Annotated in this window: 19 protein-coding genes; 9 read left to right on the top strand and 10 right to left on the bottom strand. The window is 55.3% G+C overall.

What is annotated here, in order from left to right; genetic code table 11:
- Positions 1-27: 27 nt before the first annotated feature.
- Positions 28-732: a haloacid dehalogenase type II gene (locus tag CAG02_RS22120; protein ID WP_085712565.1), complete on the bottom strand. Its 705-nt coding sequence runs from the start codon at positions 730-732 to the stop codon at positions 28-30.
- Between the two features lie 110 nt (positions 733-842).
- On the opposite strand from CAG02_RS22120, the gene CAG02_RS22115 reads away from it, so the two are divergent.
- A complete protein-coding gene (locus CAG02_RS22115) occupies positions 843-1,700 on the top strand; it encodes a LysR substrate-binding domain-containing protein (RefSeq protein ID WP_085712566.1) in 858 nt (285 codons plus the stop codon).
- Between the two features lie 21 nt (positions 1,701-1,721).
- On the opposite strand, the gene CAG02_RS22110 is transcribed toward CAG02_RS22115, so the two are convergent.
- From CAG02_RS22110 to CAG02_RS22095, 4 genes are all read right to left on the bottom strand, one after another.
- Positions 1,722-2,237 (bottom strand): hypothetical protein, encoded by a 516-nt coding sequence (locus CAG02_RS22110; protein ID WP_170931632.1) that lies wholly within the window; start codon positions 2,235-2,237, stop codon positions 1,722-1,724.
- The gene (locus CAG02_RS22105) at positions 2,237-2,965 is read right to left on the bottom strand and encodes an alpha/beta hydrolase (protein WP_085712568.1); all 729 of its coding nucleotides are present in this window, start codon (positions 2,963-2,965) and stop codon (positions 2,237-2,239) included. Before CAG02_RS22105 ends, CAG02_RS22110 begins: the two co-directional genes overlap by 1 nt.
- A gap of 3 nt (positions 2,966-2,968) precedes the next feature.
- Positions 2,969-3,466 (bottom strand): PAAR domain-containing protein, encoded by a 498-nt coding sequence (locus CAG02_RS22100; protein WP_085712569.1) that lies wholly within the window; start codon positions 3,464-3,466, stop codon positions 2,969-2,971.
- Between the two features lie 138 nt (positions 3,467-3,604).
- Entirely contained in the window at positions 3,605-4,270 is a 666-nt protein-coding gene (locus CAG02_RS22095; protein WP_085712570.1) for a ribonuclease T2, read from the bottom strand.
- A 169-nt stretch (positions 4,271-4,439) separates the two neighbouring features.
- Between CAG02_RS22095 and CAG02_RS22090 the strand changes: the two genes are divergently transcribed.
- The 7 genes from CAG02_RS22090 to pseH all read left to right on the top strand — a co-directional run bounded on the left by CAG02_RS22090 (position 4,440) and on the right by pseH (position 10,506).
- Positions 4,440-4,922 carry a hypothetical protein gene (locus CAG02_RS22090; protein ID WP_085712571.1) on the top strand — a complete coding sequence of 161 codons (483 nt, stop codon included), beginning with the start codon at positions 4,440-4,442 and terminating at the stop codon, positions 4,920-4,922.
- A gap of 96 nt (positions 4,923-5,018) precedes the next feature.
- Entirely contained in the window at positions 5,019-6,722 is a 1,704-nt protein-coding gene (locus tag CAG02_RS22085; protein ID WP_085712572.1) for a copper resistance system multicopper oxidase, read from the top strand.
- Between the two features lie 11 nt (positions 6,723-6,733).
- A complete protein-coding gene (locus CAG02_RS22080; RefSeq protein WP_085712573.1) occupies positions 6,734-7,591 on the top strand; it encodes a copper resistance protein B in 858 nt (285 codons plus the stop codon).
- A gap of 31 nt (positions 7,592-7,622) precedes the next feature.
- On the top strand, positions 7,623-7,997 hold the full coding sequence (copC, locus tag CAG02_RS22075; protein ID WP_085712574.1) for a copper homeostasis periplasmic binding protein CopC: 375 nt from the start codon (positions 7,623-7,625) through the stop codon (positions 7,995-7,997).
- Positions 7,998-8,000: 3 nt separating this feature from the next.
- Complete coding sequence (gene copD, locus CAG02_RS22070) at positions 8,001-8,864, top strand: copper homeostasis membrane protein CopD (protein ID WP_085712575.1); 864 nt, start codon at positions 8,001-8,003, stop codon at positions 8,862-8,864.
- Between the two features lie 59 nt (positions 8,865-8,923).
- Positions 8,924-9,709: a transporter substrate-binding domain-containing protein gene (locus CAG02_RS22065; protein ID WP_170931631.1), complete on the top strand. Its 786-nt coding sequence runs from the start codon at positions 8,924-8,926 to the stop codon at positions 9,707-9,709.
- Between the two features lie 245 nt (positions 9,710-9,954).
- Positions 9,955-10,506 carry a UDP-4-amino-4,6-dideoxy-N-acetyl-beta-L-altrosamine N-acetyltransferase gene (gene pseH, locus CAG02_RS22060; RefSeq protein WP_085712577.1) on the top strand — a complete coding sequence of 184 codons (552 nt, stop codon included), beginning with the start codon at positions 9,955-9,957 and terminating at the stop codon, positions 10,504-10,506.
- Positions 10,507-10,548: 42 nt separating this feature from the next.
- Here the strand turns inward: pseH and CAG02_RS22055 are convergent, their stop codons facing one another.
- The 3 genes from CAG02_RS22055 to CAG02_RS22045 form a co-directional block, all read right to left on the bottom strand.
- Positions 10,549-10,764 (bottom strand): hypothetical protein, encoded by a 216-nt coding sequence (locus CAG02_RS22055; protein ID WP_085712578.1) that lies wholly within the window; start codon positions 10,762-10,764, stop codon positions 10,549-10,551.
- Positions 10,765-10,875: 111 nt separating this feature from the next.
- Complete coding sequence (locus CAG02_RS22050; protein ID WP_085712579.1) at positions 10,876-11,574, bottom strand: hypothetical protein; 699 nt, start codon at positions 11,572-11,574, stop codon at positions 10,876-10,878.
- A gap of 108 nt (positions 11,575-11,682) precedes the next feature.
- Positions 11,683-12,045, bottom strand: a complete 363-nt coding sequence (locus tag CAG02_RS22045; protein WP_085712580.1) for a DUF6124 family protein — start codon at positions 12,043-12,045, stop codon at positions 11,683-11,685.
- Between the two features lie 646 nt (positions 12,046-12,691).
- On the opposite strand from CAG02_RS22045, the gene CAG02_RS22040 reads away from it, so the two are divergent.
- Entirely contained in the window at positions 12,692-13,627 is a 936-nt protein-coding gene (locus CAG02_RS22040) for a site-specific DNA-methyltransferase (protein WP_085712581.1), read from the top strand.
- On the opposite strand, the gene CAG02_RS22035 is transcribed toward CAG02_RS22040, so the two are convergent.
- Both CAG02_RS22035 and CAG02_RS29655 read right to left on the bottom strand, forming a co-directional pair.
- Complete coding sequence (locus CAG02_RS22035) at positions 13,624-13,854, bottom strand: helix-turn-helix domain-containing protein (RefSeq protein WP_085712590.1); 231 nt, start codon at positions 13,852-13,854, stop codon at positions 13,624-13,626. The two genes, CAG02_RS22040 and CAG02_RS22035, sit on opposite strands and share 4 nt — an antisense overlap.
- Entirely contained in the window at positions 13,844-14,863 is a 1,020-nt protein-coding gene (locus CAG02_RS29655; protein ID WP_139831907.1) for a HindIII family type II restriction endonuclease, read from the bottom strand. The genes CAG02_RS22035 and CAG02_RS29655 overlap by 11 nt, the downstream gene beginning before the upstream one ends.
- Between the last annotated feature and the right edge of the window lie 899 nt (positions 14,864-15,762).

Raw genomic sequence — 15,762 nt, 5'->3', positions numbered from 1 at the left:
AAGCTCCTTGATGACGGGCGAGGTTCATTACCAGCCAAGGGACGAGAACAGCGGCAGCACTTCGTCCAGCGTGCTGAGGATCGCGTCGGGCCGGTAGTCCGGCAGCAACTGACGACCGGTCCCGCGGTCGATCCATACGCAGCGAAAATGCATGTCGCGGGCCGCCGTGTGATCGAGCATAGGGCTGGCGCAGATATGCACCACCTGATCGCGACTGACGCCCAATTGCTCATGAGCGTAGTCGAACAGCCGGGGCGCCGGCTTATAGGCGCCGGCCTGTTGCGCGGTGATCACACGGTCAATATGGCCGCCCAGTTGAGCGACATTGCCGGCGATGATGTCGTCATCGGTGTTTGAGACGATACACAGTTTGAAACCCTTGGCCTTGAGCTGAGCGAGGGTTTCGACGACTTCGGGAAACGGCGGCATCTGCGGAATCGCGGCGGCCAGGCGCTGGCTGTCTTCGCTGGCACTCGCCAGCCCCAGTTCCTGCAGGGCCAGTTGCAGGCCGAGGGTACTCAACTCGCGGAACGAGCGGTGTGGCGGCGTCTGCTCCAGACGATGTTCGTGGCGGTCGTAGACCTCGATCAGGCGCCCGGCATCGACCCGGTGTTCGCCCTTCTCGCTCAGGATCCGCCCGGCCACGGCGCGCAGGCCTTCGTCCCATTGAATCAAGGTGCCGTAGCAATCGAAGGTCAGCCATTGCGGGCGCGGTGTGTTGATCAACGTCATGGGGGCATTCCTCTGCAAGTGAGGGCTTCAGCTTATGAATTCGGGGTGATAGTGTGAAATTAAATAAATAGCCAACCGTCAGTTGCCAAACAAATATCGAGACCGCCGCCATGCTGGATCTGGAACTGTTGAAAACCTTCGTCTGTGTGGTCGATGAAGGCAGCTTCACCCGCGCCGCCGAACGCGTCCATCGCACCCAATCCACGGTCAGCCAACAGGTACGAAAACTCGAAGATCTGGTCGGCCACGCCCTATTGTTGCGCGACCGCACCGGCCTGAACGTCAGCGTCACCGAACACGGCGAACTGCTGATTCATTACGCGCGCCGTTTGCTGGCCTTGTCGGCCGAGGCCAGCGAAGCCCTGGCCAGCGATCTGGATCTGGAAATCCTGCGCATCGGCATGCCGGAAGACTTCGACGCCCGGCGCATGGCGCTGATCCTCGCCGGCTTCACCCGCAGCCACCCACAAGCGCGGCTGGAAACCATCAGCGGCATGAGCCTCGATCTGCGACAACGCCTCGACAGCGGCGAAATCGACATTGCCCTGATCAAACGCGAACCCGACAGCGGCCCCGCTTGGGCGACGTGGCCGGAACGACTGGTTTGGGTCAAGGGCACGGAGTTCGACTCATCCAGTGGCGTGCTGCCGCTGGCGCTGTTTCCACAAGGCTGCCTGTACCGGCAACGGGCAATCCGCCTGCTCGACGTGGCGCAACGCCCCTGGCGCGTGGCCTTCGGCAGCCACAGCCTGACCGGCATTCAAGCGGCAGTGGCTTCCGGGCTCGGCGTTTCAGTATTGCCGGCATCAGCAGTGTTGCCGGAGCATCGGGTGTGCACAGACTTGCCGCTGCTTCCACCGACGGAGCTGGCGCTGGTCAGCCGCGAGGGGGTGTTGAGCGGGTTGCAGCGAGGGTTGGTGGAGTTTCTGCGGGGGGAACTGGGGGTGGATGCGGGGGGACTGGCTTGATCCCCCCGATTGGCGCTGAACTCAGGGCTTGTTGACTTCGCGCAGCAGGTCTGCGACCGGGAGGTTCATGGTGTTCGAGTAGTAGGGTTTGTAGCCGTAGGCGGTGACGACGACTTTGCAGGGGATTTGTTGTTTGCCTGAGAGGAGTTGGTTGATTTCTGCCACTGACAAGTATCTTTCCGAGCTTCGGTCGCTAGAGGTCTCGGAAATGAAAGCATGGGTCAGATAAGAGTATCCCGCTGGGGCTCCGTCTCTTTTATCGGGCGATATCAGGCCAAACGCTGAAAACCGAATCGCTTTACCAACCGAGAAATCCTGATCTTCAGCCAAGGCACAATGAAGCATGCCTGAAGCCATTCCGACCCTCTCTCCCCGGCCAAAAAGATCCAAGACATCAACATTCGACTGATATCTGATTACATATAAAGACCTGTCTCTCTCAACTGAGACATAGCTCAAGTTCGCTGGAGGCCATGCATGGTCTTTTGCACAACCCGAACAGATCACGATAAGCAGGCAAACGAACAATCTAAACATCAGGAAAATTCCTCCATGATCGAGTCAAACAGCAGATCACCAGCAGACTTGTTTCCCGCAATACGTGCGGTAAACAGACCCAAAGCGTTTGCATGATTGGTATCCACATTCACGTTCAGTGACGGGCCACAAGTGATAAGCCATTTCTCGCCAAAGTCGGCGACACCATCTGAAGAGTCTCTTTTGCTGGGCGTAGCCTTGATGTTCACCCAATTGGCCGCAACCGGGTCAGGACGATCAAAATAAATATCTGAGCCCAACCAGACCAAAGCGCCCTCTCCCACAGGATCAAGGGTAACCAGCATCTGAACCCGGTATCCCCATTCAGACATGATCTTTGTCAGGTGCGCGCCATTCCAGCCACCGAGGCTGTGACCAACGATATATACGGGGCAGCTCTTGTAAGGGATCAGGCCCAGAACATACCGCTGAATATCTTTCTTTCCTTTGACTTGGTTGTACCCCAACCAATCCGATTTATATTTCCCCTCGGTTGCCAAATCCTGAACGCGCTCATCGAAGTACTTACGTGCTTCTTGAATGTTTCCATATGGCCCAGAAAAATAGTAACTTTCCTTATCCCCAGCGCCTCCCACAAACACAACAACCGCCTTGGTACTCTCCACCGGAACAGCCTTCACACTGACATCCTTCTTGTCCGTCAGTGTATGTTCCTTGTGCAGCTTGTAATTGTTGCCTTTCTCGCACGTAACCGTTTCCGCACACATGCCTCATTCCTCCAGAAACAGTTTGATGGATTCAGGAAGATGCGAACTGATGGTGTGGGTGAAACCGCCAGCATCGGACACGCCGTGCTCCATCCGACCGTCCGCACGCTGGATCATGTACGGATGATTCGGCATTGGTTCGCCGGTCGTGTCATTCACCAACTGCAACTTGTCTGTGAAGTGCACCGGCATTGGCAACAGGCCGCTGAACGGTGCGTTCGTCACGGTATCGCCAATGATGACCGTGCCGGATCCACCAATGACCACATTCCCGTGACCACCGGTGCTGTCCAGGGTGGCGGCGTTCAGACCATTGATGAAAACCGTGGAGGAAACGCCACCGGTAATCGGGCTGCCGCACGCCGACTTGTCCGTCATACGCGCAGCGGGCAGCCCGTCGAAATTCACGTTCGGCGAACCACTGACAATCGGGTTGGTGCCATGTCCCGGTAATGGGCAGGCTGTCGGGTCGGTCACTCGAGCAGCGGGTTTTCCGCTCATGAAAAAACTCCTTGCAGTATCGCGTCATCATCCGTGGGGCGCGCAGCATGAACAAAGTCGTGGCGCTGATCAAATCTGCACGCAAAAAAACAGGCGCCTGAAAAGGCGCCTGTTTTTTATGGCCGGTGACCGATTGCGTTACCGCGACGGTGGAACCCGAATATCCCCCGCCCGGCACTGGGTTTTCACGCCCTTGCCGCACGCACCGAATTGCAGGTCCTTGCCCATGCACACCCGTACTTCCGAGAGTTCCGGGCCGCTGCAGATGACGGCGATACCGTCGGCCGGAATGCCCGGATTGCTCTTGCGGAACAGGTCGGCGATTTCCTGTGCTTCGAAGTAATAAGAGTTGCTGAACGGTTGCAGCTCTTGCGGGATTGTCACCGCCGCAACGGCTTTGTCCGCTTCGTCGAAGTAGCCCATCGCACCGAGGCCGCTGCAGGTGCCGTGCTTGCTCCATTCGTGGTCGAGGAGTTTTTTCGTCGGGAACAATGTCATGCCCTTGGCTGTTTCAGCGGCCGAGAGCGTAGTCACTGGCGGGCAAGACTCCGGCCAGCCGCCCTTGGCGTATTGCGGCCACAGACCGTGCAGGACAAAACCGTAGCCCTTGCCGGTGCATTGCGGGTCGTCCTTGTGGGTGAGGCAGAACGTCGGCGACCAGGACAGCGTCAGCAGGTAGTAATCGAACACCCCCGCCACCGACTCCGTCGGCGCCTTGTTGGCGTGTGACTGGCGCGCCGAACTCAGGCCGATGCTACCGACCGTCAGCGCAATCAGCGCCATAATTGTAAAAAGCTTTTTCATATTCCCGTTCCTTGGGACGCGTGCGTCCGTGGTTTTTGTGGTCTGACCGTCAAATGGTCAGGGGCTGATTGAGTCATGCCAGTGTTGCAGGCGCATGACGCAAGGCAAAGCTGTACTACGTTGAAAGGTCTACGATTAATAAGCAGACACCACAAACAGGGATCCCGAAATGAGTAAAGCAGACGAACTCGCCGCGAAGCTCAAGCAAACCCGGCACACTCACGCGGACGACATCACCTGCGCCGAACTGGAAATCGATTGCTGGCCGGCGGTGGTGTACGACCTGTATCACCGCATCGAGAGCTGGTTGCAACCGGTCACCGAGGTGGGGCTGAAGATTCGGCGAAATCCTACCCATGTTTGCGAAAGCTCACCGGACGGCGAGCCCCACGACTACGCCATCGACCAGTTGATCATCGAAGCCAACCATCACAGCCTGACGTTCGATCCCATTGCGCGATTCACCGAAGATGGCGCCGGGCGCGTGCAGATCAATCTGCCGGGAAAGGAAACATCGCTGCTGCGCACCGTCGACGAACACGGCGAGAGTCACTGGTGGTTGCAGACCATCGAGACCGGCCAACAACTGGACGCGATTGCGCTGACGGAAAACAACCTGCTGCTGGTAGTCCAGGAAGGACTCGGGTTGTAGGTTGAACCTGACGCAACTGTAATCCGCGCCTCAGCCAACTGAAAGCTGCCGCTGGTTAGCCTCCCCCGTCATTGGTCAAACGGGGACTTCCAGCGCATGTTTTCCAACACCTCAAGACGCACCTTCGTCAAAGGCCTGGCCGCCGGCGGTCTGCTCGGCGGCCTCGGTCTGTGGCGCACACCAGCGTGGGCACTCAACAGTCCCGGCCAACTCAACGAACTGACCGGCACCGATTTCGAGCTGTTCATCGGCGAAACCCCGGTCAACTTCACCGGCCAGTCGCGTACCGCGATGACCATCAACGGCGGCGTCCCCGGTCCCCTGCTGCGCTGGCGCGAGGGCGACACCGTGACGCTGCGGGTGCGCAACCGGCTCAAGGCCGACACCTCGATCCACTGGCACGGCATTCTGCTGCCGGCCAACATGGACGGCGTGCCGGGCCTGAGCTTCAAGGGCATCGAACCGGGTGGCGTGTACGTCTATCAATTCAAGGTCCGCCAGCACGGCACCTACTGGTATCACAGCCATTCCGGGTTGCAGGAGCAGGCCGGCGTCTACGGGCCGCTGGTGATCGACGCCCGGGACCCGGAGCCGTTCCAGTACGACCGCGAGCATGTGGTGATGCTCAGCGACTGGACCGACGAAGACCCGGCCAGCCTGATGAAAACCCTGAAAAAGCAGTCCGACTACTACAACTACCACAAGCGCACCGTCGGCGATTTCATCCAGGACGTCGGCGAAAAAGGCTGGGGCGCCACCGTTGCCGATCGCACGATGTGGGCGCAGATGAAGATGAATCCCACCGACATCGCCGATGTCAGCGGTGCCACGTATACCTTCCTGATGAATGGCCACGCCCCCGATTCCAACTGGACGGGGCTGTTCCTGCCCGGTGAAAAGCTGCGTCTGCGGCTGATCAACGGCTCGGCCATGACTTACTTCGACGTGCGCATTCCCGGCTTGAAAATGACCGTGGTCGCCGCCGACGGCCTGCATGTCAAACCGGTGACCGTCGATGAACTGCGCATCGCCGTGGCGGAAACCTATGACGTAATCGTCGAGCCTGCCGCCGACGCCTACACCCTGTTCGCCCAGGCCATGGACCGCACCGGCTACGCCCGTGGCACCCTCGCCGCCCGCGCCGGGTTGTCGGCCCCGGTGCCGGCGCTGGACCCGCGACCGCTGGTGACCATGGACGACATGGGCATGGGCGGCATGGATCATGGCTCTATGGACATGAGCGCCATGGACCACGCCAGCATGAACATGGGCCCGATGCAGTCGCACCCCGACAGCGAAAAGGACAATCCATTGGTGGACATGCAAGCCATGACCACCGCGCCGAAACTCGACGACCCCGGCCTCGGCCTGCGCAACAACGGGCGCCGCGTGCTGACCTACGCCGACCTGCGCAGCACCTTCGAAGACCCCGACGGCCGCGATCCGGGCCGCACGATCGAACTGCACCTCACCGGCCACATGGAAAAATTCGCCTGGTCGTTCAACGGCATCAAGTTCTCCGACGCCGAGCCACTGCGCCTGAAATACGGCGAGCGTATTCGCCTGGTGCTGGTCAACGACACGATGATGACCCACCCCATTCACCTGCACGGCATGTGGAGCGATCTGGAAGACGAAAACGGCGACTTCCAGGTGCGCAAACACACCATCGACATGCCCCCCGGCACGCGCCGCAGCTATCGCGTGACTGCCGATGCGCTGGGGCGTTGGGCCTTTCACTGTCACCTGCTTTATCACATGGAAATGGGCATGTTCCGTGAAGTGCGGGTGGAAGAATGAGAACACCGACCATGACTCGATTTACCGTGTTTTCGTTGTCACTTCTGTCGTTGTCTTCGGCGTTCGCCGCCAGCGACATGCAAGGCATGGATCACAGCCAGATGGGCGATCTGCAAAGCATGGACGACGGCATGATGCAGCCCGCCGCGCCGACCGAAAGCCGCACGCCGATCTCGAAGTTGACCGACGCCGACCGCGCCGCCGTGTTCACCAGCCACGCCGGCCACCAGGTGCACGACAGCGTCATCAACACTTACTTCCTCGCCGACAAACTCGAATGGCAGAACGGCGACGACGCCAACACCCTGGCCTGGGATTTGTCCGGCTGGATCGGCGGCGATATCGATCGCCTGTGGCTGCGCTCGGAAGGCGAACGCAGCAACGGCAAGACTGAAGATGCGGAAATCCAGGCGCTCTGGGGCCACGCGATTTCGCCGTGGTGGGACGTGGTCAGCGGCGTGCGCCAGGACTTCAAACCCGGCGCCCCGCAAACCTGGGCGGCGTTTGGCCTGCAAGGCATGGCGCTATACAACTTCGAAGCCGAAGCCACGGCGTTCCTCGGCGAAAACGGCCAGAGCGCGGTACGGCTGGAGGGTGACTACGACATCCTGCTGACCAACCGGCTGATCTTGCAGCCGACCGCCGAACTCAACGTCTACGGCAAAAACGATCCGCAACGCGGGATCGGCACAGGCCTTTCGAACACCGAAGCCGGCTTGCGCCTGCGCTATGAAATCCGCCGCGAATTCGCGCCGTACATCGGCGTGACCTGGAATCGCACCTACGGAAACACCGCCGATTACGCACGGGAAGAAGGCGAGGATCGCAGCGAAGCGCGACTCGTCCTTGGCGTGCGGCTGTGGTTCTGAATCCCTTCAAAAAACAACACAGAGGTCTTGCATGCGCACACTGAAAATCTCCCTCGTCCTCGCCACTGGCCTGCTCCTGAGTTCACTGGCCCAGGCCCACCCGAAACTGCTGTCGTCGACCCCGGCCGAAGGTGCGGACGGCGCACCACCGGAGAAGATCGAACTGCACTTTTCCGAGAACCTGATGACCCAGTTCTCCGGCGCCAAACTGGTGATGACCGAAATGCCCGGCATGGCCCACTCGCCAATGCCAATGAAGGCCAAGGTCAGCGCCGGCAGCGACCCGAAAACCATGTTCATCACCCCGCCCGCGCCCTTGCCCGCCGGCACCTACAAGGTCGAATGGCGCGCGGTGTCGTCGGACACGCACCCGATCACCGGCAACGTCACGTTCAAAGTGAAGTGACCGATGGCCGACCTGATCAACATCCTCCTGCGGATGGCGTTGTACGTGGATTTGCTGTTGTTGTTCGGGGTGGCGTTGTTCGGGTTGTACAACGTTGGCACGACGCTGCGGTTTCGGCCGATGCTGCGCGGGATGGCGTTGATCGGGGCATTGCTGTCAGTGGCCGGACTGGTGCTGATGACTCGCGCCATGAGTGGCGAAACGGAATTCGCGGCGCTGTGGCCACATCTGCAAATGATGCTGTTCGAAACCGATGTCGGGCTGGCGTGGGCGGTGCGGATGGTTGCGCTGGTCGTCGTGATGATCTGGCCGGGATTGTGGCTGGCGTCGATGGCCGGCGCACTCGCCCTCGCCTCTCTGGCCCGGAGCGGGCACGGCGCGATGGATGGCGCCTGGCATCTGCTCAGCGACATCCTGCACCTGCTCGCGGCGGGTGCGTGGCTGGGCGCCATGTTGGCGCTGATCTTGATGTCGCGGCTCGACGCTCTGTGCAGCGAAGCGCGGGTTCGTTCGCTGGCCGATGCCGTCAAACGTTTCGAAGGCGTGGGTGCGGCGATTGTAATCATCCTGTCGGTGACCGGCGTGGTGAACTACCTGTTTATCGTTGGCCCGACGTTGGGCGAAGTCCTGTTCGGCACCTACGGGATTTTGCTGGCGATCAAGGTCGTGCTGTTCGCCGGCATGCTGGTTTTAGCGGCGTTGAACCGCTTTCACCTCGGCCCGTTACTGGAGCAATCGTTGCGCGACGGCCAGCATCAAGTGGCAGCCAATGCGCTACGGCGCAGTGTTGCCGTGGAGCTCGGGATGGCGTTGCTGATCGTAGCGCTGGTGGCGTGGCTGGGAACGCTCGGGCCGGACGCGAGATGACACCCGGCAAACCCTTTCACTACACTGGCCCGCACTCCCACTGCACAAGCCCGATCACAATGACAATTCAAAAAAGCACGATGATCTTTTGCAGCCTGCTGGCCATGGCGAGCGCCGCCCATGCACAAGAGCCAGTCTCGCATCTGGACACCATCCAGCAACAAGGCCAGTTGCGTGTCTGCACCACCGGCGACTACAAGCCCTACACCTTCAAACGCGAAGACGGCAGTTTCGAAGGCATCGACATCGCCATGGCGCAATCGCTGGCCGACAGTCTTGGGGTCAAGATCGAGTGGGTGCAGACCACCTGGAAAACCCTGATGCCCGACATGCAGGCCGGCAAATGCGACATCGGCATGGGCGGGATTTCGGTGACGCTGGAGCGACAGAAAAAGGCCTACTTCAGCAACACCCTCGACGTCGACGGCAAGATCCCGATGGTGCGTTGCGCCGACCAGTCCAAGTACCAGACCATCGAGCAGATCAACCAGCCGAGCGTGCGCCTGGTCGAACCCGCCGGCGGCACCAACGAAGCCTTTGTCCACGCCTTCCTGCCCAAGGCGCAACTGGCCCTGCACGACAACGTGACGATTTTCCAGCAGCTGCTCGACAACAAGGCCGACGTGATGATCACCGACGCTTCCGAGGCGCGGTATCAACAGAAACAGAAACCCGGTTTGTGCGCGGTCAACCCGGAGCAGTTCATGCAGTACGGGGAAAAGGCTTACCTGCTGCCCCGTGATGACGTGAGCTGGAAGCTGTATGTCGATCAGTGGCTGCACCTGAGCAAGGTCACCGGGAAATATCAGAAGGTTATTGGCGAGTGGCTGGCAGGGCCGCAGTGAGTCTTTCAGGACGAACCACGTAAAACACACAAGGGCGCCTCCATAGGTGCCCTTTTTTATGAGCAAAACACTGACACAGTTCAATAAGCCCTTGAAACATTTGGTGTTTATTTCGTGATTGCTCTGGAAAAAACGATACCCCCAAATCCCCCCTCTCCCGCGCGCCTGCCCGGGAACACAACCTGAAACCTCAACGATAGACCCCGCGGGCTCAGTTCAGGCGCCTGCGAGACAAGGAAAGCACCATGCAGTTTGTCCCCCTCACCGAGGCCAGCCCCGCCATCCAGGCCCACGTCCGCACCCTTCGAAACCAGGAAGACGTGCGCAAGTACATGTACACCTCCCACGAAATCAGCGACCAGGAACATGCAAACTGGCTGACGTCCCTCAAAGGCAATTCGCGCCAGCAAGTGTTTGTCGTGCTCAAGGATGAGCGCGCGGTTGGCGTTGTTTCACTCAATGCAATCAACACCGTACAGAAGACGGCTGATTGGGCGTTTTACCTCGACGTTCAACTGCAAGGCAAAGGCCTGGGCAGCGTGGTCGAGTTCTGGATGCTGGATTACGCGTTTGCCGAAGCGGGGCTGGAAAAGCTCAATTGCGAAGTGCTGGCGAGCAATCCGGCCGTAGTGAAAATGCATCAGAAGTTCGGATTTGAGCTGGAGGGTGTCAGACGGCAGAACATCCTCAAGGACGGCGAGCGTATTGATGTGGTGCTGCTGGGGATTACCAGGGATGAGTGGCTGGCCAAGCGACCGGCATTGCAGAAAGTTGTCGAGCGCATCGGCGCGATCTAGGCCATACGAAAAAGGTCGCCCGCGATGGGCGCCCTTTTCTATTCAATCGTCATGCAACATGCCGGAGCTGTACTGGTTGAGGCTGGCACCAATACCGGTGCCGCCGAACTTCAGCGTATTGGCGCTGGCGCGCCCTTCCGGCGACTGGCAATCCGAAGAAAAACAACTGGTGGTGGTCAACCCACCGGAGCCCGAACAGGCACTCAATACCGAGACAGCTGCAGCGATCAACAGCACTTTGACGACATTGGCACTCATGGCACGGCTCCCCTTTGATGAAACGATCTTATCGCTGCATCCTAGGCGCCCCCGCGTGCCGACAACATGAAACTTTCGCCATCGACAGCGCGGGTTCAGGCAGAGCGGCGATTACTCGTTCAGATCCTTGACCAGATAAGTGCCAACAATCTGCGAAACACCGGTCAACGCCTCACGGACCAGCTCTGGCTCGGTGCGATAACGCAGCGGCTCGTAACCATAGGTGTTGGCGCCGTTGAACGCGGTAATCGGCTCATTGCGCTGCCAGATCAACTCCTCGCCGCGCTTCAACGAACCGTTCACCACAATCGTCGGATACACCACGCTGCTGAAACCCTGAGTCAGCGCAAAACCCCAATTGACCACGGTCAACTTGATCTCCGCATCCGCCGGCTCATTCTCGGCAACCACCTTGAAACGGCCGGTCGCCGCCAGTTGATCTTCGAAACCCTTCTTCACCAACTTGCCCAGGTCGATATCAGCACTCGTCATGTTGTATTGAATCGCCTCGACCGTGGACATCGACGCCAGATCCCCGGCCTTCAACCCCGCCGCAAACCCGGCCCCACTGAGCGCCGCCGTGCCCAGTTTCCCGGCATGGGACGCCATCCCGACACCCGCGCCGACACCGGCCCCGATTGCAGCGCCCCAGGCCTGCTCGCGGCCCATGTAGGTCATTTCCTTGAAACTCCAGGTCACCGGAAGGACTTTCACCGTGTGGATCTGGGTGCGGTATTCGGGTTTGAACTTCTGATTGGCACAGCCTGCGAGAAACAGGACGGCGAACATCACGACAACTAGTTTTTTCATGGACAACTCAAAACGCGGAATGGAATGCGTAAGTTGTCGTCCATGTTGAAGAATTCTGAAGAAACACTGCCCTCCCGTGGCGGCATTCGCCACGGGAGGTGTTTGCATTTACGACTTCGGCTCGACGTGATCCAGCGCCTGATTCACCGCTAGCCCCGCGACCATCACCACCTGCGCGATACCCAGCGCCGTTTTGCGGTGAGCGGGTTCCAGGATCGCGGCGAAATTACTGAGCATTTCACTGGCGGAATCGAGGGACTCGCTGGCGTTGGCCAACAGGGATTCGCTGGTGTAGGCAGGGTTGGCCAGGAACATGGGGTCATGTACGGTGTGACTGCCCATGATGCGTTGTTGCGGGGTGAGGTAATGGTCGAGGGCGCGTTCGGCGGCTTCGTTCAGGGTTCGGGAATCGGGGAATTTGTAGGGGGAAACTGGATCGGTTTCGGGTGGGTTTGGGGTTGGTTTGATCATGGATGAATCCTCTAGCGCGATTACCAAAAGGAACCATAGACCTGTCCCGTGACCGTTCTTTACGCATTCCGTAGACGGATTATAGGTAGGTAAAATTAAGTGGATAGTTCAAAGAAAGGCAGAGTCTTAATGCTTCTTTAAGCGTGGTTCTTACAGAGATGATTTCCGAATCAGAAACCGGCCGCGCAAGGGAAGAAGCACGAAAAAGCAAAAAGTATTTTAGAAAAATACCAGAAAATTTTCTGAGTATTTGTTTTCTAATAATCCAATCTCATTAGAGATTTATAGTTTTTATGCTTTTGCAATGAATGAGCTGAAAATACAACCTACCGCAATAGGCTTATCTTCCTGCAATGCGTTCTACGGCTCATATTAACTTTTTTTCAAAAGCCCTTTCCGAGGCTTACCATTAATCCATGTTTACGGATATCTTTTGTCTTGAAGGCCAGTCTCCGTCGTTCTTCAGCTCATTACGACATTTAGTCGAGTAGTTTTAGAGTTTACGCACCAGTATTCTCCTGCCTACTATTTTAGAAAATATTGCCATGGGTTTTATGGTAAAGTTAAAAGTTATATGCATGTTATAAGTGGCATATTTGAAAAAAAAATGATAAAATAAACCATTCAAATTTAGAGCGGAGCGCTAATGAGCATTGCTACTGATCCACACGGCTTTGTAGATATTCCACACAACACAATTCAGTGTGGTGATAGTGTTGAGCTAATCAAAAACCTGCCATCCAATTCAGTTCATCTGATTTTAAGTGATATTCCTTACGGAATAGGGTTGGATGACTGGGATGTTCTACATGCTAATTCAAATAGTGCTTATGGAGGGGCAAGCCCGGCTCAAGGAAAAGCTGGCGCTGTTTTTAAAAAGCGGGGTAAACCTATAAATGGTTGGTCTGAAGCAGACAAAAAAATTCCCTATGAGTATCAGGAATGGTGTGCAACATGGGCTGCTGAATGGTTACGGGTCTTGAAGCCCGGTGGCTCAGTTATGATATTTGCAGGTCGTAGGTTTTCTCATCGAGCTATCTCTGCTTTAGAGGATGCAGGTTTCAATTTTAGAGACCTTCTTGGATGGACTCGACCAAAAGCTGTTCATCGTGCGCAGCGTCTTAGCATTGTATTTGATCGCAGGAGTAATAATGAGTCTTCAGAGTTTTGGGAGGGTTGGCGCGTTGGAAACTTGAAGCCAACTTTCGAACCCATTATATGGGCGTTCAAACCTTATCGGATAACGATTGCTGATAACGTATTGGAGCATCAATTAGGCGCATACAATCAAGACAAGTTTGAGCAATATTTCGGTACTAAAGATAATGTTTTTGAATGTGGAATGGCACCGGGCGAAGGTGGCCTTCACCCAGCTCAAAAGCCAGTCAGGTTGATGGAAGCGCTTATTGATTTGGTTACAATTCCAGGGCAGACAGTAATTGATCCGTTCGCTGGAAGTGGTACTACTGGTGTTGCTGCAAATAAACTGGGACGCAATTTTATTTTGATGGAAAGCAACCCAGAGCTTTGCGAAGTGGCACGCAAGAGAATTATTCAGCCGAAACAACAACAACTAATTTAATAAATTTCGTCATCAAAAAAAGTCTTTAAACTGATGTGAAGGTGATTGCAGATGACCGATAAGTTCATAATTGTAATGTTTTTTTCGCCGCGTTCGCATGCTCCTATATATGTTCTGTGAAGCCCGGAGTATTCCGCAAGCTGCTCCTGTGTAATTCCGCGAGAGCTGCGAAATAGTTTTATTCTCTTTCCAACCCACGCGGATAGCGCCGGGTTATCATTCTTCATGATAACCCTTAGCCGCCGTCCTAAACCCATTAATTCTACTGTGCTGCTTAGATAAATTTCGAGTTGCCTGCTGGAACTCGGACTCAATAACTTTTCTTCTAAGCACTTCAATATCTACTTCATTCAAATATCGTTCTTCGATATCCTTTCTAATCAAAACAATATGGCTCTCTAAGCTGTGTACGCAATGATAAACTTTTTCGGCGATTATTTTTTTTGCAGTTGGCAAGTACTGCCCCCACAAATCAGCTTGACCTGAAAGCAACTTATCCTCTACAGATGTATAATAGACAGCACGATTATTTTCTGTTTTTGTAATTTTTCTTGGGAAGATTTCCGAGTAGCTTTCGTATAAGTCAATTAAATTTCCAGACCGCATGCCGGATATAAGAAAAAATGCCAAGTGCTCATAGTAAAGGCAGGCAGTTGGAGATAATTTATCTGTAGTATATTGATAGAAATCGCTGCCACTTTTCCAGTCATGCTGAGATGGAAGTACAACTAATCCGCCAAGTCTGTTTTTGTTTGTGTGAGCACTCAACCATTTATCAATATCTGCATGCTTGAGTACATCTTTTACATTAGGGGCAGCTTGACTTCGACCTAAACGGAAAGACTTTGCGTCACAGACAATGACATTGGTATCATCAAGAATTGACACATCTTCCATGCTGGATTTTTGCGTTGGAAGAACGCTATTTGAAAATCCTATTCGCTTTGCCCACTCCATCACAACAGCCTCAATCAGCTTTGAGTAGAGAGTCTCTGCGCTTGAATCGGCCTCATAGCTTTCTGGTATATATCCAGAATGAACAACAAGAAAAGCCAGCTCTTGCAAAGTTAGTTCTGAGATTACAATTAAGAAATCTCTTAAAATTAACGATGTATTAGGTGGTCTGGACCAATCGGTGTGAGCGGCAGCAATGAAATTTTCAATAAAGTCGTAACTGGCGGTACGTTTTTCTTGGTTTCGGTATGCATCACCAAAAAAATGAGCGATTTGATCCATGTTAGCCCTACCTGTCAAAACGTCATCCTGCCTTTATGAATTCTATAAGTCGACACTCTATAAGTAGCTTTTTTATTGCTTCAGCAATTACCAGTCGGACTTGGAAGTAGATTTTAGATAGCTGCACCTTATTATGAAATTCACAACTTATGATTACTGGCTATTCTTATAGACTTTAATTACTAGACAAACATGAGATGAATGAACCTATTACATTTCCAACCTGCAATAGTGACTTATCATACCCAAAGCACCCTCATTTCAATTCTTTCAAAGTTTAGCTTTACCCCCAAAGAGAGATTTTTTGCTTTCGAAATCTTATGCTTTTGTTGTGAAAATTCTCCACCGGGCTATCCCCTGCGGGGATATTATCCTTGACATAGTAGAAGTGCAACGCCTGTCTCACTCCACATTAATTATCCCCTTTTTAACTTTCCTGGAAACGTAACACGGCTCATCTTTAGTTTCCCCCGGCTGATCCTTGGAGATATTTAAACAACTCGCAGAAACAATGCAGAAGAAACAATGGGGGTACCCATTAGCCAGTCTCAAGTCAAGGTTAAAAGCCACCGCGCCCTGCAGTTCTCAACTGTAGGGTTTGCTCTTCAACTCAACCTGATCGGTTGAACCCGTCGATCCCGTTTTCTCTTCATTGGCTACGAACGAGTCGTGCCAGACACCCATTTGGATCAAGCGGTAGCGATACGACCAGCACCGCTCTGTCAGTTAACTGCCCCAGAGAAACGTTGGTGCCGCCAATGCGTCCAAAACGTGTCACAGAACTGTGGCTCGTGCAAAACACACGTCCAGTCCCAGCTGGCTCACCTGGCAGACGACCCGGTTACAACACACTCAGGCGGTGATGGTCGGTCGCCACTCGGATTTAGTGGTTCGAGCCC

The sequence above is a fragment of the Pseudomonas sp. R43(2017) genome (assembly GCF_002112345.1).
GTDB classification, from domain to species: Bacteria; Pseudomonadota; Gammaproteobacteria; order Pseudomonadales; family Pseudomonadaceae; genus Aquipseudomonas; species Aquipseudomonas kribbensis.
The sequence above is the reverse complement of the archived record's forward strand: the minus strand, read 5'-3'. Positions and strand labels throughout refer to the sequence as shown.

What these genes read in the sequence shown, in the direction of transcription:
- CAG02_RS22120 (WP_085712565.1), bottom strand. Translation starts at nt 732, where the DNA reads ATGACGTTGATCAACACACCGCGCCCGCAATGGCTGACCTTCGATTGC.
- CAG02_RS22115 (WP_085712566.1), top strand. Translation starts at nt 843, where the DNA reads ATGCTGGATCTGGAACTGTTGAAAACCTTCGTCTGTGTGGTCGATGAA.
- CAG02_RS22110 (WP_170931632.1), bottom strand. Translation starts at nt 2,237, where the DNA reads ATGTTTAGATTGTTCGTTTGCCTGCTTATCGTGATCTGTTCGGGTTGT.
- CAG02_RS22105 (WP_085712568.1), bottom strand. Translation starts at nt 2,965, where the DNA reads ATGTGTGCGGAAACGGTTACGTGCGAGAAAGGCAACAATTACAAGCTG.
- CAG02_RS22100 (WP_085712569.1), bottom strand. Translation starts at nt 3,466, where the DNA reads ATGAGCGGAAAACCCGCTGCTCGAGTGACCGACCCGACAGCCTGCCCA.
- CAG02_RS22095 (WP_085712570.1), bottom strand. Translation starts at nt 4,270, where the DNA reads ATGAAAAAGCTTTTTACAATTATGGCGCTGATTGCGCTGACGGTCGGT.
- CAG02_RS22090 (WP_085712571.1), top strand. Translation starts at nt 4,440, where the DNA reads ATGAGTAAAGCAGACGAACTCGCCGCGAAGCTCAAGCAAACCCGGCAC.
- CAG02_RS22085 (WP_085712572.1), top strand. Translation starts at nt 5,019, where the DNA reads ATGTTTTCCAACACCTCAAGACGCACCTTCGTCAAAGGCCTGGCCGCC.
- CAG02_RS22080 (WP_085712573.1), top strand. Translation starts at nt 6,734, where the DNA reads ATGACTCGATTTACCGTGTTTTCGTTGTCACTTCTGTCGTTGTCTTCG.
- copC (WP_085712574.1), top strand. Translation starts at nt 7,623, where the DNA reads ATGCGCACACTGAAAATCTCCCTCGTCCTCGCCACTGGCCTGCTCCTG.
- copD (WP_085712575.1), top strand. Translation starts at nt 8,001, where the DNA reads ATGGCCGACCTGATCAACATCCTCCTGCGGATGGCGTTGTACGTGGAT.
- CAG02_RS22065 (WP_170931631.1), top strand. Translation starts at nt 8,924, where the DNA reads ATGACAATTCAAAAAAGCACGATGATCTTTTGCAGCCTGCTGGCCATG.
- pseH (WP_085712577.1), top strand. Translation starts at nt 9,955, where the DNA reads ATGCAGTTTGTCCCCCTCACCGAGGCCAGCCCCGCCATCCAGGCCCAC.
- CAG02_RS22055 (WP_085712578.1), bottom strand. Translation starts at nt 10,764, where the DNA reads ATGAGTGCCAATGTCGTCAAAGTGCTGTTGATCGCTGCAGCTGTCTCG.
- CAG02_RS22050 (WP_085712579.1), bottom strand. Translation starts at nt 11,574, where the DNA reads ATGAAAAAACTAGTTGTCGTGATGTTCGCCGTCCTGTTTCTCGCAGGC.
- CAG02_RS22045 (WP_085712580.1), bottom strand. Translation starts at nt 12,045, where the DNA reads ATGATCAAACCAACCCCAAACCCACCCGAAACCGATCCAGTTTCCCCC.
- CAG02_RS22040 (WP_085712581.1), top strand. Translation starts at nt 12,692, where the DNA reads ATGAGCATTGCTACTGATCCACACGGCTTTGTAGATATTCCACACAAC.
- CAG02_RS22035 (WP_085712590.1), bottom strand. Translation starts at nt 13,854, where the DNA reads ATGAAGAATGATAACCCGGCGCTATCCGCGTGGGTTGGAAAGAGAATA.
- CAG02_RS29655 (WP_139831907.1), bottom strand. Translation starts at nt 14,863, where the DNA reads ATGGATCAAATCGCTCATTTTTTTGGTGATGCATACCGAAACCAAGAA.